This is a genomic window from Erwinia sp. GW821-FHT03D09 (assembly GCF_059420805.1).
The window spans coordinates 39,502-58,705 of sequence record NZ_JBWKUK010000007.1 but is presented as its reverse complement, the minus strand read 5'-3'; the positions used below and the strand labels follow the sequence as shown (position 1 = coordinate 58,705).

The following is a 19,204-nucleotide window of genomic DNA, read 5'->3' as shown; positions in this document are numbered from 1 at the left end:
ATAGCTGGCCGGGAGTTCCCGGCCAGCAGAACATCAGATTACCGCAGCGATAGCTTCAGCCACCTGACGCACATTGTTGTGGTTCAGACCGGCGATGCAGATACGGCCGCTGGCGATCAGGTAAACGCCGAACTCGTTGCGCAGGCGATCAACCTGCGCCGCGCTCAGCCCGGTGTAGCTGAACATACCGCGCTGCTTCAGCAGGTAGTCGAAGTTTTTACCCGGCACGGCTTCGCCCAGCACGTCCACCAGCGTCTGGCGCATTTCCTGGATGCGCACGCGCATCGCTTCCACTTCCGCCAGCCAGTTGGCTTTCAGATCGACATCGTTCAGCACGCAGGAAACCACCTGCGCACCGAAGTTTGGCGGGCTGGAGTAGTTGCGGCGCACGGTCGCTTTCAGCTGGCCCAGCACGCGGGAAGCTTCTTCCGCATCGTCACAGACGATTGACAGACCGCCGACGCGCTCACCGTACAGCGAGAAGATTTTCGAGAAGGAGTTGCTGACCAGCGCAGGCAAGCCCGCAGCGGCGATGGCGCGGATGGCGTAGGCATCTTCTTCCATGCCGCCGCCAAAACCCTGGTAGGCGATGTCGAGGAACGGGATCAGCTCGCGTGCTTTCAGCACTTCGGTCACTTTATCCCACTGGTCGTTATTCAGATCCGCACCGGTCGGGTTGTGGCAGCACGGATGCAGCAGCACGATGCTCTGTGCAGGCAGGGTGTTCAGTTTTTCCAGCAGCGCAGCAAATTTCACGCCGTTGGTTTCCGGGTCATACCACGGGTAGGTGTTCACCGTGAAGCCGGCACCGGCAAAAATAGCCACGTGGTTTTCCCAGGTTGGATCGCTGACCCAGACCTGTGAATTCGGGAAGTAGTGTTTAAGGAAGTCAGCACCCACTTTCAATGCACCGGAACCGCCCAGCGTCTGAATGGTGGCAATACGGCCCGCTTTCAGCACCGGATGTTCCGCGCCAAACAGCAGCGGAGTAACCGCGCTACGGTAAGGCGGCAGGCCTTCCATCGGCAGATACAGTGACGCCATCTGCGGCTTCGCGTTCAGCAGGGCTTCCGCTTTGGCCACGGCATCCATCTGCGGAATTGCACCCTGTGCGTCGTAATACAGGCCGATGCTCAGATTGACCTTGTGCGCACGATCGTCCTGCTTGAAGGTTTCCATCAGGGTGAGAATTGGATCGCCAGCATAGGCATCAACATTTTGAAACACGGTGCAGATCTCCATTTAATAATCAGTCATTCTGACGACGGTTAACCCCGCGTCACATAGTCATCCAGAGGATATTACACGAAGTAACGGCCCGGGCGATGGTTCATGGCAATAATCAGGTTCAGGATCAGCGCGCCGATAATTGAAGCCACCAGCATCTCGCGGCTGACCACAAACAGCGAAGCCAGCACTACACAGGTATCGACACCCATTTGCAGTTTGCCGGCGCGGATACCGTAGCGATCCTGTAGCCACAGCGCGAGGGTGTTGATGCCCCCGAGGCTGGCCTTGTGGCGGAATAACACTATAGACCCAATACCCGTCACTACGTTACCGAACAATGTCGCATAAAATGGGTCCAGCGCCGCAAAATGAATAAACATCGGGTGCAGCTGGGAGAACAGCGACACCAGGCCGACCGCACAGAAGGTTTTAAGGGTGAATGCCCAGCCCATACGTTTCACCGCCAGCCAGTAAAACGGCAGGTTGATGGCAAAAAAGGCCAGGCCAAAGGTACTTTTGGTGATGTAGCTAATCAGGAAGGCGATCCCCGCCGTGCCACCGGTCAACGCCCCGGCCTGCTTCATCAACGTGACGCCAAATGAGACCATCAGCGTACCCAGCACGATCGCCATAATATCTTCGACCAGGGTATGGGGGATTTTTACGGGTTGTTCTACGACGTTATCCATCTTGTTTCTCGGGGGCTAAGTTGTGCGATTATCTGCCTGATAGTTAGCAAAAATCGCACCAGCTCAGAGTGTGTAAAGCCCTCTGAATCATCCCGAAAAATTAACCCGTTGAATAAAATGCGCTTTAATTTTACATTTCGTGCGTAAAATTCGATTTATGTCGTCATTTTACGCATATTTCATGGTTTATTCGCACAGTTCACGCATCAGCAATGATGCAGATGCACGAAAACAGTGCATACAATGCACTATTTTGGCGCATTGTACTCACACCTGCGCCAGCATGCCGTTCTCTTTCAGGCGATTCAGCACCACCGAGGTTTTCACATGCGCGACGCTTTTATGCCCGGCCACCAGCTGGCTAATCAGCGCACTTAACCCCGCAAGATCGGCCACCGCCACCTTCAGCACATAGTCGGCATCGCCGGTTGTTTTGTAGGCGTCTACAATCGCCGACTGCTCCGCCACCATGCGGTGGAAGCTGTCAACGTACTCCTGGGTATGGTTGATCAGGCGCACTTCAATCAGGCCAATCACCCCCATGCCCACCGCGTCTGGCGACAGCCGTGCGTGATAACCGAGGATCAGGCCCGCCTGTTCAAGATTGATGCGCCGGCGGGAGCACTGAGAAGCAGATAATCCGACCAGGTCACTCAGTTCCTGGTTGGTCAGACGCCCGTTGCTTTCCAGTAAAGTCAGTATCTTAAAATCAAAATCATCGATCTGGGTCATCGTCATTCCATACCGGTTCAGGGGACAGCTTACTGACAGATAACCGTATTTTTTGTCGTGTTGTCCAACACTATTTTTTGCGGGGGATGAAACGGAGATCGAACCGGGAAGGAAGTGCGGCCCAACGCGGAGCCGCCTGTTTCACTTTGATATTATTCGTCGTCGTACTGCGGACCGGCGTAGTTATCGAAACGCGACCACTGGCCGTTAAAGGTCAGACGCACCGTACCGATAGGGCCGTTACGCTGTTTACCGAGGATGATTTCGGCCACGCCTTTGAGGTCACTGTTTTCGTGATACACCTCATCGCGGTAAATAAACATAATCAGGTCAGCATCCTGCTCGATGGAGCCAGATTCACGCAGATCGGAGTTGACCGGGCGCTTATCCGCACGCTGCTCCAGCGATCGGTTAAGCTGCGACAGCGCCACCACCGGCACCTGTAGCTCTTTCGCCAGCGCCTTTAACGAGCGGGAGATTTCAGCAATTTCCAGCGTACGGTTATCCGACAGCGCAGGCACGCGCATCAGCTGCAGGTAGTCGATCATAATCAGGCTGAGGCCACCGTGCTCGCGGAAGATACGGCGGGCGCGGGAACGCACTTCGGTCGGGGTCAGGCCGGATGAGTCATCAATAAACATGTTCTTCTTTTCCAGCAGAATACCCATAGTGCTGGAAATACGCGCCCAGTCCTCATCATCGAGCTGGCCGGTACGAATTTTGGTCTGATCCACGCGCGACAGCGAGGCCAGCATACGCATCATGATCTGCTCGCCGGGCATCTCGAGGCTGAAAATCAGCACCGGTTTATCCTGCAGCATCGCGGCGTTTTCGCACAGGTTCATCGCAAAGGTGGTTTTACCCATCGACGGACGCGCAGCAACGATAATCAGATCCGAGCGCTGAAGCCCGGCGGTCTTTTTGTTGAGGTCCTGATAGCCGGTATCCACGCCGGTCACGCCATCGTGCGGCGTCTGGTACAGCGATTCAATACGGCTGATGGTGGCTTCGAGGATCTGATCGACGCTTTTCGGCCCTTCATCTTTGTTGGCGCGGTTTTCAGCGATCTGGAATACGCGGGATTCCGCCAGATCGAGCAGATCTTCACTGCTGCGCCCCTGCGGATCGTAGCCCGCATCGGCGATCTCATTGGCTACCGAGATCATCTCGCGCACTACCGCACGTTCGCGCACGATGTCGGCATAGGCACCGATATTCGCTGCACTTGGCGTGTTTTTCGACAGTTCGGCAAGATAGGCAAAGCCGCCTACCATGCTCAGCTCGCCTTTGGTTTCCATCGATTCGGAGAGCGTAATCAGGTCAATGGGTTTACCCATTTCCAGCAGGCGCTGCATTTCCGCAAAGATCATGCGGTGCGGACGGCTAAAGAAGTCCTGCGCCACCACGCGTTCAGAGACGTTATCCCAGCGTTCGTTATCCAGCATTAAACCGCCCAACACCGACTGCTCAGCTTCCAGCGAGTGCGGGGGCAGCTTCAGACCTTCCATCTGGCGATCGCGCGGCTCTCGGTTTTCGAAGGATTTGTTGGTGGGTTTATTTCCTGCCATAGTGATGTGCTACCAAAAATCGTGTGGGGGGACGCGTAAGTATACTCGTTTGCACCGCTGCCGTCCTCCTGCTTTAAGTCCGAACCCACGGAGTGAACATGGCAAAACGTATACAAATCAGCCAGCACGGCGGGCCTGAGGTGATGCAGGCGATCGATTTCGATCCCACCGATCCGCTGGTCGGTGAAGTGCAGATTGAGAATAAGGCGATAGGGATTAACTACATTGATACCTATGTGCGCAGTGGTCTGTATCCCGCATCGCTCCCGACCGGGCTGGGCAGCGAGGCCGCCGGGATAGTGAGGCGCGTGGGGCCTGGCGTGACGGCGCTGAAGCCGGGCGACCGCGTGGTTTACGCTCAGGCAACGCTGGGCGCCTACAGCGAGCTACACAATGTGGCGGTGGACCGGGTGGCGCTGCTGCCCGATGTGATTTCTTTTGAGCAGGCCGCCGCCTCATTTCTTAAGGGCCTGACGGTTTATTATCTGCTGCGCCAGACCTACGTGGTGCAGCCCGACGAGCGCTTCCTGTTCCATGCCGCCGCCGGTGGCGTTGGACTGATTGCCTGTCAGTGGGCGAAGGCGCTGGGCGCGCATCTGATCGGTACCGTGGGCTCTGCGGAAAAAGCGCAGCGGGCGAAAGATGCCGGTGCATGGGCCACCATTAACTATCGCGAAGAGAATATTGCCGAACGCGTCAGTGAGCTGACCGAGGGGAAAAAACTGCGCGTAGTGTATGACTCGGTCGGCAAAGATACCTGGGAAGCATCGCTCGACTGCCTGCAAAGGCGCGGGCTGATGGTCAGCTTTGGCAACGCCTCCGGCCCGGTGACCGGGGTGGATCTGGCTGTTCTGAATCAGAAAGGTTCGCTGTATGTCACCCGCCCTTCGCTCTACGGCTATATCACCACCCGCGATGCGCTGACCCAGGCCAGTAACGAACTGTTCTCTCTGCTGGCCAGCGGCGCGATTAAAGTCGATGTGCCGGAGTCGCAGAAGTTTGCGCTGGTGGATGCCCGCCAGGCACATCAGGCTTTGGAAAGCCGCCTGACTCAGGGTTCGAGCCTGCTAATCCCATAAACAAATGGGGCCTCCTTGCGGAGGCCCCATTTGTTTCTTTCTTTTTTTAGTTCGCGCTGGGTGTAGGGTCAGCGGCGATGAATACGCTTTGTTTCAATCCAGCCATCCTGACAGAATTTATAAGCAAAAAATATGTTTAATTGCGAATTGCTCTGAATAATTTTTCACGATGTGATCCAGAGCGCATTAGTTTCTGTAGCGCAATCACAACCTATTGAAATCATCAGGATAAGCGGTTTCTACCACCGTCGGGCAGTTTAATATAAGCGCGATATACCCACACCGCAGCGATCGCCAGCAGCAGCCACGGCAACAATTTAATCACAATCGCGAACAGCCCGCCGACAAACATTACCAGCGTTGCGACGATCAATGCCGCCACAATCCCCAACAGGGAAATGCCGGTCAGCATTAACATTAGAAAGAAACCGAGCACAAACAGGATCTCAATCATGACACTCTCCCATCAATAATCACTGGGAGAGGTATTACAAGAAGCGTGCCATATAGGGACAAGAGATAATTCATTGAAAAATATGAGAAATGATTGACCAGGCTTAAAAAAACCTGGTCAATTTAATCAATGTCTGGTTAAGCGTTAACCACGATCTTATCAGCAACCAGCGACAGCGCCTGCTCAACGACGTCAACGCCCGCACCCGCTTTGTGCGCATTTTCACTGAGGTAGCGACGCCACTGACGCGCGCCGGGAATGCCCTGGAACAGGCCAAGCATATGGCGGGTCACGTGACCAAGGTAGGTGCCCGCAGCCAGTTCGCGCTCAATGTACGGATACATTGCCCGCACCACTGCAACCGTATCGGCAACCGGCTGCGTGCTGCCAAACAGCTCGCCGTCAACGTGGGCCAGCAGGCCCGGGTTTTGGTAGGCTTCACGCCCCATCATCACGCCGTCCAGGTGCTGCAGATGGATTTTCGCCTCTTCCAGTGATTTCACGCCGCCGTTTAACGACATCGTCAGATGTGGGAAATCACGCTTTAGCTGGTAAACGCGATCGTAGTCTAACGGCGGGATTTCGCGGTTCTCTTTCGGGCTGAGGCCGAAGAGCCAGGCTTTACGCGCGTGAATAATAAACGTCTCACAACCACCTTCTTCCGATACCTTACGGATAAAGTCGCAGAGAAATTCATAGCTGTCCTGGTCGTCGATGCCGATGCGGGTTTTCACCGTAACCGGAATCGAAACCACGTCGCGCATCGCTTTAATGCAGTCGGCAACCAGCTGCGCTTCGCCCATCAGGCAGGCACCGAAGCGACCGTTTTGCACGCGATCAGAAGGGCAGCCGACGTTAAGGTTCACTTCGTTATAGCCACGCTCTTCCGCCAGCTTCGCGCACTGCGCCAGCGCGGCCGGATCGCTGCCGCCCAGCTGAAGTGCAACCGGCTGCTCCTCCTGGCTGTAGGCCAGATAATCACCCTTACCGTGAATAATCGCCCCGGTGGTGACCATTTCGGTATAGAGCAGACTCTGACGGGTCAGCTGGCGATGGAAGTAGCGGCAGTGGCGATCGGTCCAGTCAAGCATCGGAGCGATGGAGAAGCGATGTGCAGGGAATTTTTCCAACTCATCGGCGTTATCGATGTGCAGAGACATGGATTGTGATTCTTGATTCTGATGCATTTAAATTCTTTGGAGGAGAATGGATAAAACATGTCCTACTATAGCACAGTGCAGGTTCAGTGAGCAGAGGCGCAAATCTAGCCTTGTCGCTTCTTTTATTAAAACAGTCGTGAAACGGCCTGATGATTGTGCTTTCAACCCCGTGTATATCTGCGTATGTGCCTTCTTTACAAGCTCATAATCGGGACTCAGATGACTTTCAGCCGATCAATGATAAATGGGTTAGCCTGTAGCAATAACAGTAACTTTCTTGGCGCGCCGGTTGGCTGACGCCGTTTCGTTTCCCAACTTTTGACCAGGCCATAGCTGACACCCACAGCTACGGCAAAATCCTGCTGCCTCAAACCGGTCGCCTCGCGTATTGCTCTGACATCAATTTCACTAAAAGTATGAATATGTTCCAGAGCTGGCTGAAGTTAATGATTCCTGCTGAACAGGCCATTCGGGAGCAGTACAATTATCAATCAAATAAGGTGTACATGGTACATTTTTAATGATCCATTTTATTTTTCTGGAAGGTGTCCCGGAAAACACGAAGCGACGGCAAATTCGGCGTTTTGTGGCAGACGTGATAAAATAACATCTTGATCATGCCTGAGGGAAAACGATGAATATTACCAGTGCCGAAAGAATCCTGTCGCAGGCGGAAGTGATTTGTCAGCAGCGCAGCGTGCGGCTGACCCCGCAGCGTATGGAAGTATTGCGCCTGATGACTGAGCACAACGCTTCAATTAGCGCCTACGATTTGCTGGATTTACTGCGGGCATCGGAACCTCAGGCCAAGCCCCCTACCGTTTATCGTGCATTGGATTTCCTGCTGGAGCAGGGTTTTATTCACCGCGTGGAATCCACCAACAGCTACGTTGTTTGCCATCATTTCGAAGAACCGTCGCACACTTCTGCGATGCTGATCTGCGATCGCTGCGGTTCGGTGGCCGAGCAGCATGCGGATGGCGTTGAAGAAATCCTTAAAAAGCTGGCGCAGAAAACCGGTTTTACCCTCGCCCATAGCGTGATTGAGGCGCATGGTTTATGCCAGCGATGCAGCGAAGTGGAAGCCTGTACCCATCAGGATGCCTGTGACCACGATCACAGCGTGCAGGGCAAAAAACGCGGGCGTTGAGGATAGTCTGTCTGCGGAAGCGAAAATCCCGCAAGACGGATATTCAGTCTGCGTCAACGAAACTGATATGCGCTAACGATGTTACGTGGGCTAAAAACAGTGTTGATTCAGCGGGTGGTAGAGCTCGGCGGGGGTAAAGATTTAACAGTGGCAGTAGTTGAAGCGCTTTGGTGGCACGTTCCTTGTGCCAGGGGGTAGGAGCTTCATCCTGAATACATATCATTACCAGCGATGATTGTTGCGGCTTTCCCAGTCGCTGAGTTCCTTTTCGGCCTGGTCTTTCTGGTAACCATAGCGTTCCTGAATTTTACCGACCAGCTGGTCGCGTTTACCTTCCACAACCGTCAGGTCGTCATCGGTAAGCTTGCCCCATTGCTCTTTCACTTTCCCTTTAAACTGCTTCCAGTTGCCGCTGATTTCATCATTGTTCATAACAGACGCCTTCTGGCTGAGATTACTGGTCTGGAATATTTCTATTCGTCACTCCGCTCAATAACCAGATAATTATCTGACTAAACGCCGAAATTACAGATAATTATAGTGCAAATTTCGGAAGGTGCTGCGCACAGGCCAATCTGAGTGCCTTCAAAGCCTGAAATCCAACGCTAGAAATCAAAAAAAACCAGCCCGTTCAGCAAGCTGGCCGTTGTTCAGGGAGAAGTAAGCAAATATTTCCGTCAGCGCGACAGGGTAAACCAGGTGCCGTTTCGCCAGTGCCGCTGCCAGATAAACCACAGGCTGATACCGCGCAGCAGCAGGAATACCGTTACCGCCAGCCACAAACCGTGATTGCCCAGCAGCGGAACGGTAAACAGCGTCAGCCCAAAGCCCGCTGCGGCCACCACCATGCTGTTACGCATTTCGCTGGCGCGGGTGGCACCGATAAACATGCCGTCCAGTAGATAGCAGCCTACGCCAGCCAGCGGCATCACCACCTGCCACCATAAATAGCGATCGGCCAGTTCCCGCAGAGGCTCCAGAGAGGTCAGTAGCGCCACAATATGCTCACCGCCGAAGGCATAAATCAACGAGAACGCCAGCGCCACAACGCCGGACTGGCGGCAGGCCGCGTGCCAGACGCTGAGCAGCTGTCGGCTGTTTCCCGCGCCAAAGGCTTCACCCGAGCAGGCTTCCACCGCATAGGCGAAACCATCCAGCGCATAGGCGGTGAAGGTCAGAAACATCAGCAGAACCGCATTGACGGCAACAATATCGCTACCGAGCCGGGCACCGAAGATCGTCAGTGAGGCAAAGCACACCTGCAACAGCAGCGAACGCAGCATAATGTCGCGGTTCAGCCTCAGCAGGCGGGCCAGATTACCGCGCCATGCACTCAGCAGCAGACGCAGCGACAGGCCACGCATCACCATCGCACGCCACACCAGCAGCAGGCCCACGAGCAGGCTGACGTATTCAGCGATAGCCGTCGCGGCAGCGGCGCCCTGCACGCCCCACTTCAGGCCGATAACAAACCACAGATCCAGCAGGATATTCACCAGGTTGCCCACCACCAGCAGGATCACCGGCGCACGGGCATACTGCACGCCAAGCAGCCAGCCGAGCAGAACCAGGTTCGCCAGCGTGGCGGGCGCGCTGAGCCAGCGGATCTGCATAAACAGATCGGCCTGATGCAGCACGTCTTTACTGCCGCCGGTCAGCCCCAGCGCCAGATGAGTCAACGGCGCTTTCAGCAGAATAAAGGTGAAACCTGCCAGCAGCGCCAGCAGCAGCGGCTGCATTAATGCTCGCGCCAGTGCGGGCTTGTCGTTCGCACCGAAAGCCTGTGCGGTCAGCCCGGTGGTGCTCATGCGCAAAAACAGCAGCAGCATGAACAGGAAGCTGGTAATGGTGGTGCCAATCGCCACGCCGCCGAGGTAGGTCGGGCTATCGAGATGGCCAATAACGGCGGTATCCACCAGCCCGAGCAGTGGCACGGTAATATTGGAGAGGATCATCGGCAGCGCCAGCCGCCAGAGATTTTTATCGGCAACCGTCAGCAGTCGCATTATTTTCCAACCGGAAGCAGGGAGAGACGAAGGATCGCAAAACGCGCCGCAGAGGGCAACGCGTCAGGTTTACCAGGGAATTACAGCCAGTTGCCGTTGCGGATAACACCGACGGCCAGACCTTCAATAGTCAGCGTCTGCTGGCGCAGATCGACAACGATCGGCTGAAACTCGCTGTTTTCCGGCAGCAGGTGAACGATGTTACCCTGTTTTTTCAGGCGCTTAACGGTAACTTCGTCATCAATACGCGCCACAACAACCTGGCCATTACGCACGTCTTCCGTTTTGTGCACCGCCAGCAGATCGCCGTCCATGATGCCGATATCTTTCATCGACATGCCGCTAACGCGCAGCAGGAAGTCCGCATTGGGTTTGAACAGTTCCGGGTCCACCGAGTAGTGACCTTCGATATGCTGCTCGGCCAGCAGCGGCTCACCGGCGGCAACGCGGCCAATCAGCGGCAGCCCCTCTGCTTCTTCCATCATCAGACGAATGCCGCGTGATGCACCGGAAACGATCTCAATCACGCCTTTCCTGGCCAGCGCTTTCAGGTGTTCTTCAGCAGCATTGGGGGAACGGAAGCCAAGCTGCGAGGCAATTTCTGCCCGCGTCGGCGGCATGCCGGTCTGGTTAATGTGGTCGCGAATCAGGTCGTAAACCTGCTGCTGCCGTGCCGTTAGTGCTTTCATCCCGCCCCCTGGTTGTTTATACAGTCAACTGTCAGTATATACAGGTATTTGCGCGTTGAAAACCCAAAGCTGGCTAAAAAACAGCAGTTTGTTGAATTTCGGAAAACCTATCGCAAATGTGCGATCAAGAGCATTGCCCACACAAAAACTGCCAATATTATACTTAATAATACGGCGGCGGAGCCCATATCTTTGGCACGCCCGGCCAGCGGATGAATTTCACTGCCGATACGGTCTACTACCGCCTCAATGGCGCTGTTAAGGATTTCGACGATAATCACCATCACCACAGAGCCGATCAGCAGCACGCGGGTGACGGCGTCAACATCCAGCCAGCAGGCGATCAGGATGGCGATAATGGCGGCGATGGCTTCCTGGCGGAATGCCGCTTCATGTTGCCAGGCAGCACGTATACCTTTCCAGGAATAGCCCGCTGCTTTTACAATTCGAGTCAATCCGGTGGCGTTATTTGCCATAATCAGGGAACCCTTTGGGAAGTTTAACGTCAATGAGAGGGTGTAGCACATTTTGCAATACCACAGATTCTGTTAGCGCTTTCTGGTATGCTTGCGGCGCTTTGCTAACAAGAGGCTTCATGTTGTCTATGTCAGGTTGGCGTAATTTATATTACAAACTGTTGAATCTGCCAGTGAAATTCCTGGTAAAAAGTAAGGCAATCCCGGCCGAACCGGTTGCCGAGCTTGGGCTTGATACTTCTCGCCCTATTATGTATGTGCTGCCTTATGATTCAAAGGCCGATCTCCTTGCCCTGCGCGAACAATGCCGCAAACAGGATCTCCCCGATCCGTTGCATCCGCTGGAGATCGACGGCACCATGCTGCCCCGCTATGTGTTTATCCATGACGGTCCGCGCGTGTTCCCCTATTTCGTACCAAACCTTGAGTCGGTTAAGCTGTTCCATGACTATCTGGACCTGCACCGTAATCATCCCGATCTGGATGTACAGATGGTGCCGGTATCGGTGATGTTTGGCCGTGCGCCTGGGCGCGAAGTACAGGGTGTCGAGCAGCCGCATCTGCGGGTGCTGAACGGCATTCAGAAGTTCTTTGCGGTGATCTGGCTGGGTCGCGACAGCTTTGTGCGTTTCTCGCCTATCGTTTCTCTGCGCCGCATGGCGACCGAGCACGGTACCGATAAAACCATCGCGCAGAAGCTGGCGCGCGTGGCGCGTATGCACTTCGCCCGTCAGCGGCTGGCCGCCGTCGGCCCGCGTCTGCCGGTGCGTCAGGATCTGTTCAATAAGCTCCTGCAGTCCAAAGCCATCGCCAAAGCGGTGGAAGATGAAGCGCGCAGCAAGAAAATTTCCCACGAAAAGGCTCAGCAAAACGCCGTTGAGCTGATGGAAGAGATTGCGGCGAACTTCTCCTATGAGGCTATTCGCCTGACCGATCGCGTGATGGGTTGGACCTGGAGCAAGCTGTATCAGGGCCTGAACGTTAGCGGCGGCGAGCGCGTGCGCCAGCTGGCGCAGGATGGTCACGAGATTGTCTATGTGCCCTGCCACCGCAGCCATATGGACTACCTGCTGCTCTCCTACGTGCTTTACCACCAGGGGCTGGTGCCGCCGCATATTGCTGCCGGGATCAATCTGAACTTCTGGCCTGCCGGCCCGATTTTCCGCCGCCTGGGTGCCTTCTTTATCCGTCGTACCTTTAAGGGTAACAAGCTCTACTCCACGGTGTTCCGTGAGTACCTGGGTGAACTGTTTACCCGCGGCTATTCGGTTGAGTACTTTGTGGAAGGTGGCCGTTCGCGCACCGGACGCCTGCTCGATCCGAAAACCGGCACATTGTCGATGACCATTCAGGCGATGCTGCGCGGCGGTAATCGCCCGATCACGCTGGTGCCGATCTACATCGGCTATGAACACGTGATGGAAGTGGGGACCTACGCGAAAGAGCTGCGCGGTGCGACCAAAGAAAAAGAAGGCTTTATGTCGATGGTTCGCGGGCTGCGTAAACTACGCAACCTCGGCCAGGGCTACGTCAACTTTGGTGAACCTCTGCCGCTGGTGACCTATCTGAACCAGCGCGTACCGGAATGGCGCGACTCTATCGATCCTATCGAAGCCCAGCGCCCGGCGTGGCTGACTCCGGCGGTCAACGATATTGCGCAGAAAGTGATGGTGCGCATTAACAATGCCGGTGCGGCGAACGCCATTAACCTGTGTGTTACGGCGCTGCTGGCATCGCGCCAGCGCTCTATGACCCGCGAGCAGCTGACTGAACAACTGGATTGTTACCTACAGCTGCTGCGCAACGTGCCCTACTCCAGAGACTCTACGGTGCCGGATGTCAGCGCTGAAGCCCTGCTGGAACATGCACTTGGCATGAACAAGTTTGAGCTGGAGCAGGACAGTATCGGTGAGATCGTCATTCTGCCGCGCGAGCAGGCGGTTCTGATGACCTACTATCGCAATAACATTCACCACATGCTGGTGATGCCGTCGCTGATCGCCGCCATTCTGATACAGCATCGCGAACTGAGCCGCGAGGAGCTGCTGCGCCAGGTCAGCGTGGTTTATCCGATGCTGAAGAGTGAGCTGTTCCTGCGCTGGGAAATCAGCGAGCTGCCTGCGGTACTGGATGCGCTGGTCGCCGAAATGGCGCGTCAGGGACTGCTGCTGGCCGAAGAGAGCAGCCTGCATCTGACCCCGGGCCGCTTCCGTACGCTACAGGTGTTGGCTGCCGGCGTGCGTGAAACCCTGCAGCGTTATGCCATTACCTTCTCAATTCTCAGTGCTAACCCGGCGATTAACCGCGGTACGCTGGAAAAAGAGAGCCGTACCATGGCTCAGCGCCTGTCGGTGCTGCACGGCATCAATGCCCCGGAGTTCTTCGATAAAGCCGTGTTCACTTCGCTGGTACTGACGCTGCGCGATGAAGGCTACATCAGTGATTCCGGTGATGCACAGGTTGAGCAGACCCAGAAGGTCTACCAGCTGCTGGCAGATCTGGTGACGCAGGATGTGCGCATGACGATTGAGAGTGCCGTCGCACACGACTGATAAAACCCGCTGGTTTAGGCAAAAAAGAAGGGGCAGACCGCAAGGTTGCCCCTTTTCTATTATTTCTTCTGCTACCAGATGCTCAGTGCAATACCGACAAACAGCACCAGTCCGACATAGTTATTGTTCAGGAATGCCTGGAAGCACTTCTCACGCTGGCGGTCGGCAATCAATTTCTGCTGATGGATAAATAATACAGCAGCGAGTAACAGCCCCCAATAGAAGATGCCGCCTAAACCACTCAGCCAGCCGGTGAGCGCCAGCAGGGCAAGGGTCGCCAGCTGCAGCAGCCCGATAATCAGCTTGTCCTGGCGGCCAAACAGAATCGCCGTTGATTTCACGCCAATCTTCAGATCGTCGTCGCGGTCAACCATCGCATACTGCGTGTCGTAGGCCACCGTCCAGCAGATATTGGCCAGGAACAACAGCCAGCAGGTTAACGGCAGGGTTTCGTTTACCGCCGCCCAGCCCATCGGAATAGCCCAGCCGAAGGCCGCGCCCAGCACCACCTGTGGCAGATGCGTGTAGCGCTTCATAAACGGATACATCCACGCCAGCAGCAGCCCGCCCAGTGACAACCAGATGGTCATGCTGTTCATGGTCAGCACCAGCAGGAAGGAGATCAGCACCAGGCTGACGAAAAGCACTTTTGCCTCACCGCTGGTGACCGCGCCGCTCGGCAGCGGACGTTGCCGGGTGCGTTTAACATGGCCGTCGATTTTACGGTCGGCAAAATCATTGACCACGCAGCCTGCCGCACGCATAAAAATCACGCCCAGCACGAAGACAATCAGCACGTTAAGCGGCGGCACCTTCATTCCGGCCAGCCACAGCGCCCACAGCGTCGGCCACAGCAGCAGCAGCGTGCCAATCGGTTTATCAACCCGCATCAGGCGGATATAGGCAGAAAGCTTACTCATTTGCAGACTGGTCTCCACGCTACTGATTCTCCTCAGTGTTCGGATGGGCATACAGGGGAGATGCCGGTAAAAAGAGTTCCGTCAGCAGCAGTGGTTTATCCGACAGGCGCAGGCGCGAGCGCCGCCCCCACAGATTACCGCTGCGGCCAACGTCAATAAAATCGCGGGTTAAGGTCGAGCTGGTAAACAGATAGCGCCCGAGGGGCACGGTACCCAGCTGCTGCAGCTTCTGCTCCGGGCCAATCAGGGTTGATTCCGGCACCAGCGTTCTCGCCACCAGCCAGGGAATGCCATCGCCGCACAGCTCGATTTCCCTCAGCCAGAAACGGCTGTCTGCGGGCAGCAGTTCAGCATCACTTCCGGCCTCCTGCGCGGCAATAAATCCTTCACGCAGCAGGTTTACGGTCACCTGCTGGCAATGGCGTTCAAAACGCCGGGTCATCGAGTCTTCTTCCATCAGCCAGTCGAGCAGGGAAGCGGTTAACAGGGACGATGATTCGGGTAGCCAGTCGATAGCGCGCAATAGCGGCAGCGCGTTCTCAGCCATAGCACTTCTCCGCAAAAAATTCAGAAGCAGAGTGTAACGCAGACACCAGAGCCAAACCTATCAAAGCGGGGCAATTACGCAGAAATTTATGGGTAGCACAGAAGGACGGAAAAAAGGTGCGCCGCACGGCGCACCAGTCATGGAGCCAGCCCAGCAATATGGGGATGTTATCCCTTGCCTTTCACACTGCTGATAAAGGTTTGCCGCGCCGATGTGGAGCCCAGACGCTCGGCTTCATTCATCAGACGCAGTGCTTTGTCGATATCCCCCGCCTTCACCGCCTGGCGGATGCCCTGGTTGAAGTAGGTTTCGGTGTCGCTGAGCATCGGTTCCGCTTTCGCCGCCGGAACCGCTGGTGCAGGCGCAGCAGCTACCGCTGCCGGTGCAGTCGTACTGCCAACCACCACCGGTTGCGGCTGCGGCTGGTTAAACACCTGGCCTATCATCACGTTGCCGCTGCCCTGCTCCGCTTTCACCTTCAGCGTAATCTGGCCGTCGCTCACGTGAGCGGCAACGGGATCGGGAATGGACGGCACGGCGTTACCCACGCCTTCAGCATAGGCCTTCGCCGGGTTTTTCAGCTGAGTCGTGGTGGTGAGATCCTGACGGGTGGTATACACCAGCAGGTAAATTTGTTTTTGCCCCAGTGCCGGCGTTAGCTTCAGCGTCCCTTCCAGCCGGTCCTGCGAGACAACGCCGGGTTTCTGATACGGGAAGTAGCTGCCGGGATAGAAGGCGGCCGGGCGCATTTGTTCGTCCAGCACCAGGACATTAGGTACATAGACGCGGCGATCTTTCACCACGCTGGTGAGGGTAATTTCCAGCGAGCCGCGGTCGGCTGGCAGGGTCACGGCCGCAACCGGACCGGTAATTTCGCCCTGGTTCAGGCTCTGGGAGGAAGCGTTCAGCGCAATGTCGTTACTGGCAGGTGGCGTGACCGGCAGCCAGGAGAGGCGCTGGAGTGCAGAAGCCGGAATGGCCGGGGCCACCGCCGTATTCTGTGGTGAAGTAAAGGTTGCCGCCGTAGCGGGCAGGATTGATGCGGAAGTCAGTCCCGCAATCAGGCACAGTGACAGCAGATTTTTTTTCATTTTATGTTCCTTGAACGGGCTACCCCGATCCCGCCAGGCAATGCAGTTTCGGGGCTTAAGAGAGACGGGTGGGCCTGAGCTGGCCCACCCGCGACTGGCTGTTACCACCAGGCTTCCATCTGTACGCCGAAGCTGACTTCGTCGTCGTTACCGCGGCTGAAGGTTTTAGCGCTGGTATCGCTGTAGGCGGTGCCGGAGGTGTATCCGGTATCGTCAGAGGTGGCGTAGCCCCACTTTTCATCCCACTTCGCGTAGGTAGCAAATACGCGGATCGCCGGGCGCGACCAGATGCTGTCACCGGCCTGCCACTGCTGGGCCAGGGTCACTTTATACTGACTGTTGCGCTCGCCGGTTTCCTGCGACTTCACGTTGTCGTAGCCCACTTCCAGCAGGGTGCTCATGATCGGCGTCCATTTGTACATCGGGCGCACACCCGCGGTGTACCAGGTGGTGCCGTTTTTATTGTCGCGATCCAGATCCTGGAACATGGCAACGTACATCAGGCCCCACTTGTCGTTAAAGTCCAGCGCACCGTGGTCGATCACGCGAATCATATGGCCGTTGTTATCGATGCTCGAACCTTCTGAGCGGCCGTTACGCTGCGAGGTCAGCGCATCGGTGGCGTATTGCACGACAAATTTGTTGTAGCCGTTATAGATAGTCTGGGTGTGCTCGCCGGTCAGCATCCAGCCATCTTTGGTAGCGCCGTCCGCCAGAGAATAACCGTCCTGCACGTTGGCACGACCGTAGTCCACGCCCAGTTCCAGTACGCCGCCCGGGTTCACGTTCAGCTCGGCCACGCGCACGTCGAAGGTGTCGTTAACCGTCGGAACCTGTTTCTGCTGGTTATCGATAAAGCCGTAGGAGCCGCCCGCTTCACCGTTGCGGGTCACCGCCATGGACAGTTTACCTGCGCCCAGATCGATGTTTTCCACACCTGCACCCGGACCGGAGATGTCCCAGTAGTAGAAGTCGATCATGTGAACATCATGACGCTGGTAGAAGCGCTTACCGGCCCACAGGGTCGATCCTGGCAGCCAGTCGATCAGGTTTTTACCCTGAATGTTCACCTCACGAAAGCCCGGGTCAACGCTTTCGAAATCTGAACGCTGTGAGACGGCATACGCCAGGTTGGTATCGAAGTAGAAGCTCTTGTCACCCTCTTTCCACAGTTCCTGACCCAGTTTCAGCTCCGCATAGGTTTCACATTCGTTACCCAGACGGTATTTGCTGTTGGCACCGGTAGCCTGAAAACACTGCTGCTCGCCGCCGCTACCGGTCCAGCCGATACCCGAACGCGCATAGCCTTTAAAATCAACCGCTGCCGCCTGGCCGGAGATGGCCATCGCAATGGCCACTGCCAGAGGATATTTCAGCTTAATCATTATTGTGCTCCTGTTATCACTGCTTTAGCTGGAGTGCTTCTACACCCGGTTCCTGTTGCAGCCGACGACAGGCGCTCCCATCTTCACGGAAAAGATGGCAGCGCTGCGGCGGCAGGCCGATGGCGTAATGGGCACCTTCTTCTACCAGCACCACGTCATTCTGGCGGTAGACCAGGTTCTGACGCAGGGCGGGGATCTGGATATGGATCTGGGTTTCGTGGCCAAGCTGTTCGACAACCTGCACCACGCCGGAAAGACTGACGTCGGCAACCTCGCTGGGCAGCAGGTGCTCGGGGCGAATACCGAGCGACATATTGCTACCGGGCTGGACGTCAGCGCTGTCTACCGGCAGCCAGATCTTCTGGCGATTCGGCAGCTCCACCTGCACCTGATCGATAGCGGTGGCGGTGACTTTGACCGGCAGAAAATTCATCTTTGGCGAGCCGATAAAACCGGCGACAAAGCGGTTAGCGGGATAGTGGTAAAGCTCAAGCGGTTTACCGACCTGAGCTATGCGCCCCCCTTCCAGCACCACGATTTTGTCGGCGAGGGTCATCGCCTCAACCTGATCGTGGGTGACGTAAATCATCGTGCGCTGAAGGCGCTTGTGCAGTCGGGAGATCTCGATGCGCATCTGAACGCGCAGTGCGGCATCCAGGTTGGACAGCGGTTCATCAAGTAAAAAGACCTGTGGTTCCGCTACCAGCGTACGGCCAATCGCCACGCGCTGGCGCTGGCCGCCTGAGAGGGCCTTCGGCTGTCTGTCCAGCAGGTGGGCCAGCTGCAGCACCTCGGCCACCTTATTGACCCGCTGCTGAATTTCCGCTCTCGCCACGCCGGCCAGCTTCAGGCCAAAGGACATATTTTCCGCCACGGTAAGATGGGGATAGAGGGCGTAGGACTGAAACACCATGCCGACACCGCGACCGGCAGGAGGGACGTCATTCATCCGGCGATCGCCAATGAGCAGCTCGCCCAATGTGATCTCTTCCAGCCCGGCAATCATGCGCAGCAGCGTTGATTTTCCGCAGCCTGATGGCCCCACGAACACCACGAACTCCCCTTCGGCAATCGTCAGGTCAATCGCATCTGATACCACCACGTCACCCCATGCTTTGGTGACATTATTCAGCACCACGCTGGCCATCCGCTTCTCCCGTCCACTGACTGTTGATGGCCGGAGTGTGCGGCAGCGCGCGGAAAGCTAACTCATCCACCGCTGGATTTTTTATGGGGGAGGAGAAAGGAGGATGAGAAAAACGCCCCCGCCATCAGCCATCGGGTCGGCGGGCGAATTTCGTGACGGCACTGGCAAAAATAACGGCTGTTTTTTGTGGCCGGGAACGCAGAAATGGATTTTTTGTTAATTCGATCACAGAAAGTGATTGGGGGGAGTAGAGCCGGGGATGACGCAGTTCTCCTTGCTTAACAGCAGACTGCAACCGCATCCCGGCTTCATACCCTTAGAGGAACGAA

Annotated in this window: 18 protein-coding genes and 1 pseudogene; 3 read left to right on the top strand and 16 right to left on the bottom strand. The window is 56.1% G+C overall.

From position 1 onward, the window contains the following. Nucleotides 1-33 precede the first annotated feature (33 nt). The 4 genes from AC07U6_RS08405 to dnaB form a co-directional block, all read right to left on the bottom strand. Entirely contained in the window at nucleotides 34-1,227 is a 1,194-nt protein-coding gene (locus tag AC07U6_RS08405) for an amino acid aminotransferase (protein ID WP_494764127.1), read from the bottom strand. Nucleotides 1,228-1,301: 74 nt separating this feature from the next. Next, a complete protein-coding gene (locus AC07U6_RS08400; RefSeq protein WP_494764128.1) occupies nucleotides 1,302-1,919 on the bottom strand; it encodes a YitT family protein in 618 nt (205 codons plus the stop codon). Between the two features lie 267 nt (nucleotides 1,920-2,186). After that, nucleotides 2,187-2,651: an Lrp/AsnC family transcriptional regulator gene (locus tag AC07U6_RS08395; protein ID WP_494764129.1), complete on the bottom strand. Its 465-nt coding sequence runs from the start codon at nucleotides 2,649-2,651 to the stop codon at nucleotides 2,187-2,189. Between the two features lie 152 nt (nucleotides 2,652-2,803). After that, entirely contained in the window at nucleotides 2,804-4,219 is a 1,416-nt protein-coding gene (dnaB, locus tag AC07U6_RS08390) for a replicative DNA helicase (RefSeq protein ID WP_494764130.1), read from the bottom strand. A 98-nt stretch (nucleotides 4,220-4,317) separates the two neighbouring features. On the opposite strand from dnaB, the gene AC07U6_RS08385 reads away from it, so the two are divergent. Further along, complete coding sequence (locus AC07U6_RS08385) at nucleotides 4,318-5,298, top strand: quinone oxidoreductase (protein ID WP_494764131.1); 981 nt, start codon at nucleotides 4,318-4,320, stop codon at nucleotides 5,296-5,298. 223 nt (nucleotides 5,299-5,521) lie between these two features. Here AC07U6_RS08385 and pspG read toward each other — a convergent pair whose 3' ends face one another. The 3 genes and pseudogenes from pspG to AC07U6_RS08370 all read right to left on the bottom strand — a co-directional run. Continuing rightward, nucleotides 5,522-5,752: an envelope stress response protein PspG gene (gene pspG / locus AC07U6_RS08380; protein ID WP_494764132.1), complete on the bottom strand. Its 231-nt coding sequence runs from the start codon at nucleotides 5,750-5,752 to the stop codon at nucleotides 5,522-5,524. A gap of 137 nt (nucleotides 5,753-5,889) precedes the next feature. Further along, complete coding sequence (gene dusA / locus AC07U6_RS08375) at nucleotides 5,890-6,939, bottom strand: tRNA dihydrouridine(20/20a) synthase DusA (RefSeq protein ID WP_494764133.1); 1,050 nt, start codon at nucleotides 6,937-6,939, stop codon at nucleotides 5,890-5,892. A gap of 188 nt (nucleotides 6,940-7,127) precedes the next feature. Next, nucleotides 7,128-7,349: pseudogene (locus AC07U6_RS08370) on the bottom strand (helix-turn-helix domain-containing protein); the annotation flags it as partial. 203 nt (nucleotides 7,350-7,552) lie between these two features. Here AC07U6_RS08370 and zur point away from each other — a divergent pair. Beyond that, nucleotides 7,553-8,062 (top strand): zinc uptake transcriptional repressor Zur, encoded by a 510-nt coding sequence (zur, locus tag AC07U6_RS08365; protein WP_494764575.1) that lies wholly within the window; start codon nucleotides 7,553-7,555, stop codon nucleotides 8,060-8,062. Nucleotides 8,063-8,284: 222 nt separating this feature from the next. On the opposite strand, the gene AC07U6_RS08360 is transcribed toward zur, so the two are convergent. The 4 genes from AC07U6_RS08360 to AC07U6_RS08345 form a co-directional block, all read right to left on the bottom strand. Beyond that, nucleotides 8,285-8,494 (bottom strand): CsbD family protein, encoded by a 210-nt coding sequence (locus AC07U6_RS08360; RefSeq protein WP_123332006.1) that lies wholly within the window; start codon nucleotides 8,492-8,494, stop codon nucleotides 8,285-8,287. A gap of 245 nt (nucleotides 8,495-8,739) precedes the next feature. Then, a complete protein-coding gene (gene dinF / locus AC07U6_RS08355; RefSeq protein WP_494764134.1) occupies nucleotides 8,740-10,068 on the bottom strand; it encodes an MATE family efflux transporter DinF in 1,329 nt (442 codons plus the stop codon). Nucleotides 10,069-10,148: 80 nt separating this feature from the next. Then, on the bottom strand, nucleotides 10,149-10,757 hold the full coding sequence (gene lexA, locus AC07U6_RS08350) for a transcriptional repressor LexA (protein ID WP_494764135.1): 609 nt from the start codon (nucleotides 10,755-10,757) through the stop codon (nucleotides 10,149-10,151). A gap of 107 nt (nucleotides 10,758-10,864) precedes the next feature. Further along, a complete protein-coding gene (locus tag AC07U6_RS08345) occupies nucleotides 10,865-11,233 on the bottom strand; it encodes a diacylglycerol kinase (RefSeq protein WP_494764136.1) in 369 nt (122 codons plus the stop codon). Nucleotides 11,234-11,361: 128 nt separating this feature from the next. Here AC07U6_RS08345 and plsB point away from each other — a divergent pair, with 128 nt between their 5' ends. Then, nucleotides 11,362-13,785, top strand: a complete 2,424-nt coding sequence (gene plsB, locus AC07U6_RS08340) for a glycerol-3-phosphate 1-O-acyltransferase PlsB (protein ID WP_494764576.1) — start codon at nucleotides 11,362-11,364, stop codon at nucleotides 13,783-13,785. Nucleotides 13,786-13,856: 71 nt separating this feature from the next. Here the strand turns inward: plsB and ubiA are convergent, their stop codons facing one another. The 5 genes from ubiA to malK form a co-directional block, all read right to left on the bottom strand. Continuing rightward, nucleotides 13,857-14,705: a 4-hydroxybenzoate octaprenyltransferase gene (ubiA, locus tag AC07U6_RS08335; RefSeq protein WP_494764137.1), complete on the bottom strand. Its 849-nt coding sequence runs from the start codon at nucleotides 14,703-14,705 to the stop codon at nucleotides 13,857-13,859. 19 nt (nucleotides 14,706-14,724) lie between these two features. Continuing rightward, nucleotides 14,725-15,252 carry a chorismate lyase gene (gene ubiC, locus AC07U6_RS08330; RefSeq protein ID WP_494764138.1) on the bottom strand — a complete coding sequence of 176 codons (528 nt, stop codon included), beginning with the start codon at nucleotides 15,250-15,252 and terminating at the stop codon, nucleotides 14,725-14,727. A 167-nt stretch (nucleotides 15,253-15,419) separates the two neighbouring features. Continuing rightward, nucleotides 15,420-16,343 (bottom strand): maltose operon protein MalM, encoded by a 924-nt coding sequence (gene malM / locus AC07U6_RS08325; RefSeq protein ID WP_494764139.1) that lies wholly within the window; start codon nucleotides 16,341-16,343, stop codon nucleotides 15,420-15,422. A 101-nt stretch (nucleotides 16,344-16,444) separates the two neighbouring features. Continuing rightward, nucleotides 16,445-17,728, bottom strand: a complete 1,284-nt coding sequence (locus AC07U6_RS08320) for a maltoporin (protein WP_105592308.1) — start codon at nucleotides 17,726-17,728, stop codon at nucleotides 16,445-16,447. A gap of 16 nt (nucleotides 17,729-17,744) precedes the next feature. Continuing rightward, nucleotides 17,745-18,875, bottom strand: coding sequence for a maltose/maltodextrin ABC transporter ATP-binding protein MalK (gene malK / locus AC07U6_RS08315; protein WP_494764140.1), 1,131 nt, complete (start codon nucleotides 18,873-18,875; stop codon nucleotides 17,745-17,747). Nucleotides 18,876-19,204: the final 329 nt, after the last annotated feature.

Coding starts and splice junctions, on each gene's coding strand:
- lexA (WP_494764135.1), bottom strand. CDS start 10,757: ATGAAAGCACTAACGGCACGGCAGCAGCAGGTTTACGACCTGATTCGC.
- dnaB (WP_494764130.1), bottom strand. CDS start 4,219: ATGGCAGGAAATAAACCCACCAACAAATCCTTCGAAAACCGAGAGCCG.
- malM (WP_494764139.1), bottom strand. CDS start 16,343: ATGAAAAAAAATCTGCTGTCACTGTGCCTGATTGCGGGACTGACTTCC.
- AC07U6_RS08345 (WP_494764136.1), bottom strand. CDS start 11,233: ATGGCAAATAACGCCACCGGATTGACTCGAATTGTAAAAGCAGCGGGC.
- ubiC (WP_494764138.1), bottom strand. CDS start 15,252: ATGGCTGAGAACGCGCTGCCGCTATTGCGCGCTATCGACTGGCTACCC.
- dusA (WP_494764133.1), bottom strand. CDS start 6,939: ATGCATCAGAATCAAGAATCACAATCCATGTCTCTGCACATCGATAAC.
- dinF (WP_494764134.1), bottom strand. CDS start 10,068: ATGCGACTGCTGACGGTTGCCGATAAAAATCTCTGGCGGCTGGCGCTG.
- ubiA (WP_494764137.1), bottom strand. CDS start 14,705: ATGAGTAAGCTTTCTGCCTATATCCGCCTGATGCGGGTTGATAAACCG.
- AC07U6_RS08400 (WP_494764128.1), bottom strand. CDS start 1,919: ATGGATAACGTCGTAGAACAACCCGTAAAAATCCCCCATACCCTGGTC.
- plsB (WP_494764576.1), top strand. CDS start 11,362: ATGTCAGGTTGGCGTAATTTATATTACAAACTGTTGAATCTGCCAGTG.
- pspG (WP_494764132.1), bottom strand. CDS start 5,752: ATGATTGAGATCCTGTTTGTGCTCGGTTTCTTTCTAATGTTAATGCTG.
- AC07U6_RS08320 (WP_105592308.1), bottom strand. CDS start 17,728: ATGATTAAGCTGAAATATCCTCTGGCAGTGGCCATTGCGATGGCCATC.
- malK (WP_494764140.1), bottom strand. CDS start 18,875: ATGGCCAGCGTGGTGCTGAATAATGTCACCAAAGCATGGGGTGACGTG.
- AC07U6_RS08385 (WP_494764131.1), top strand. CDS start 4,318: ATGGCAAAACGTATACAAATCAGCCAGCACGGCGGGCCTGAGGTGATG.
- AC07U6_RS08360 (WP_123332006.1), bottom strand. CDS start 8,494: ATGAACAATGATGAAATCAGCGGCAACTGGAAGCAGTTTAAAGGGAAA.
- AC07U6_RS08395 (WP_494764129.1), bottom strand. CDS start 2,651: ATGACCCAGATCGATGATTTTGATTTTAAGATACTGACTTTACTGGAA.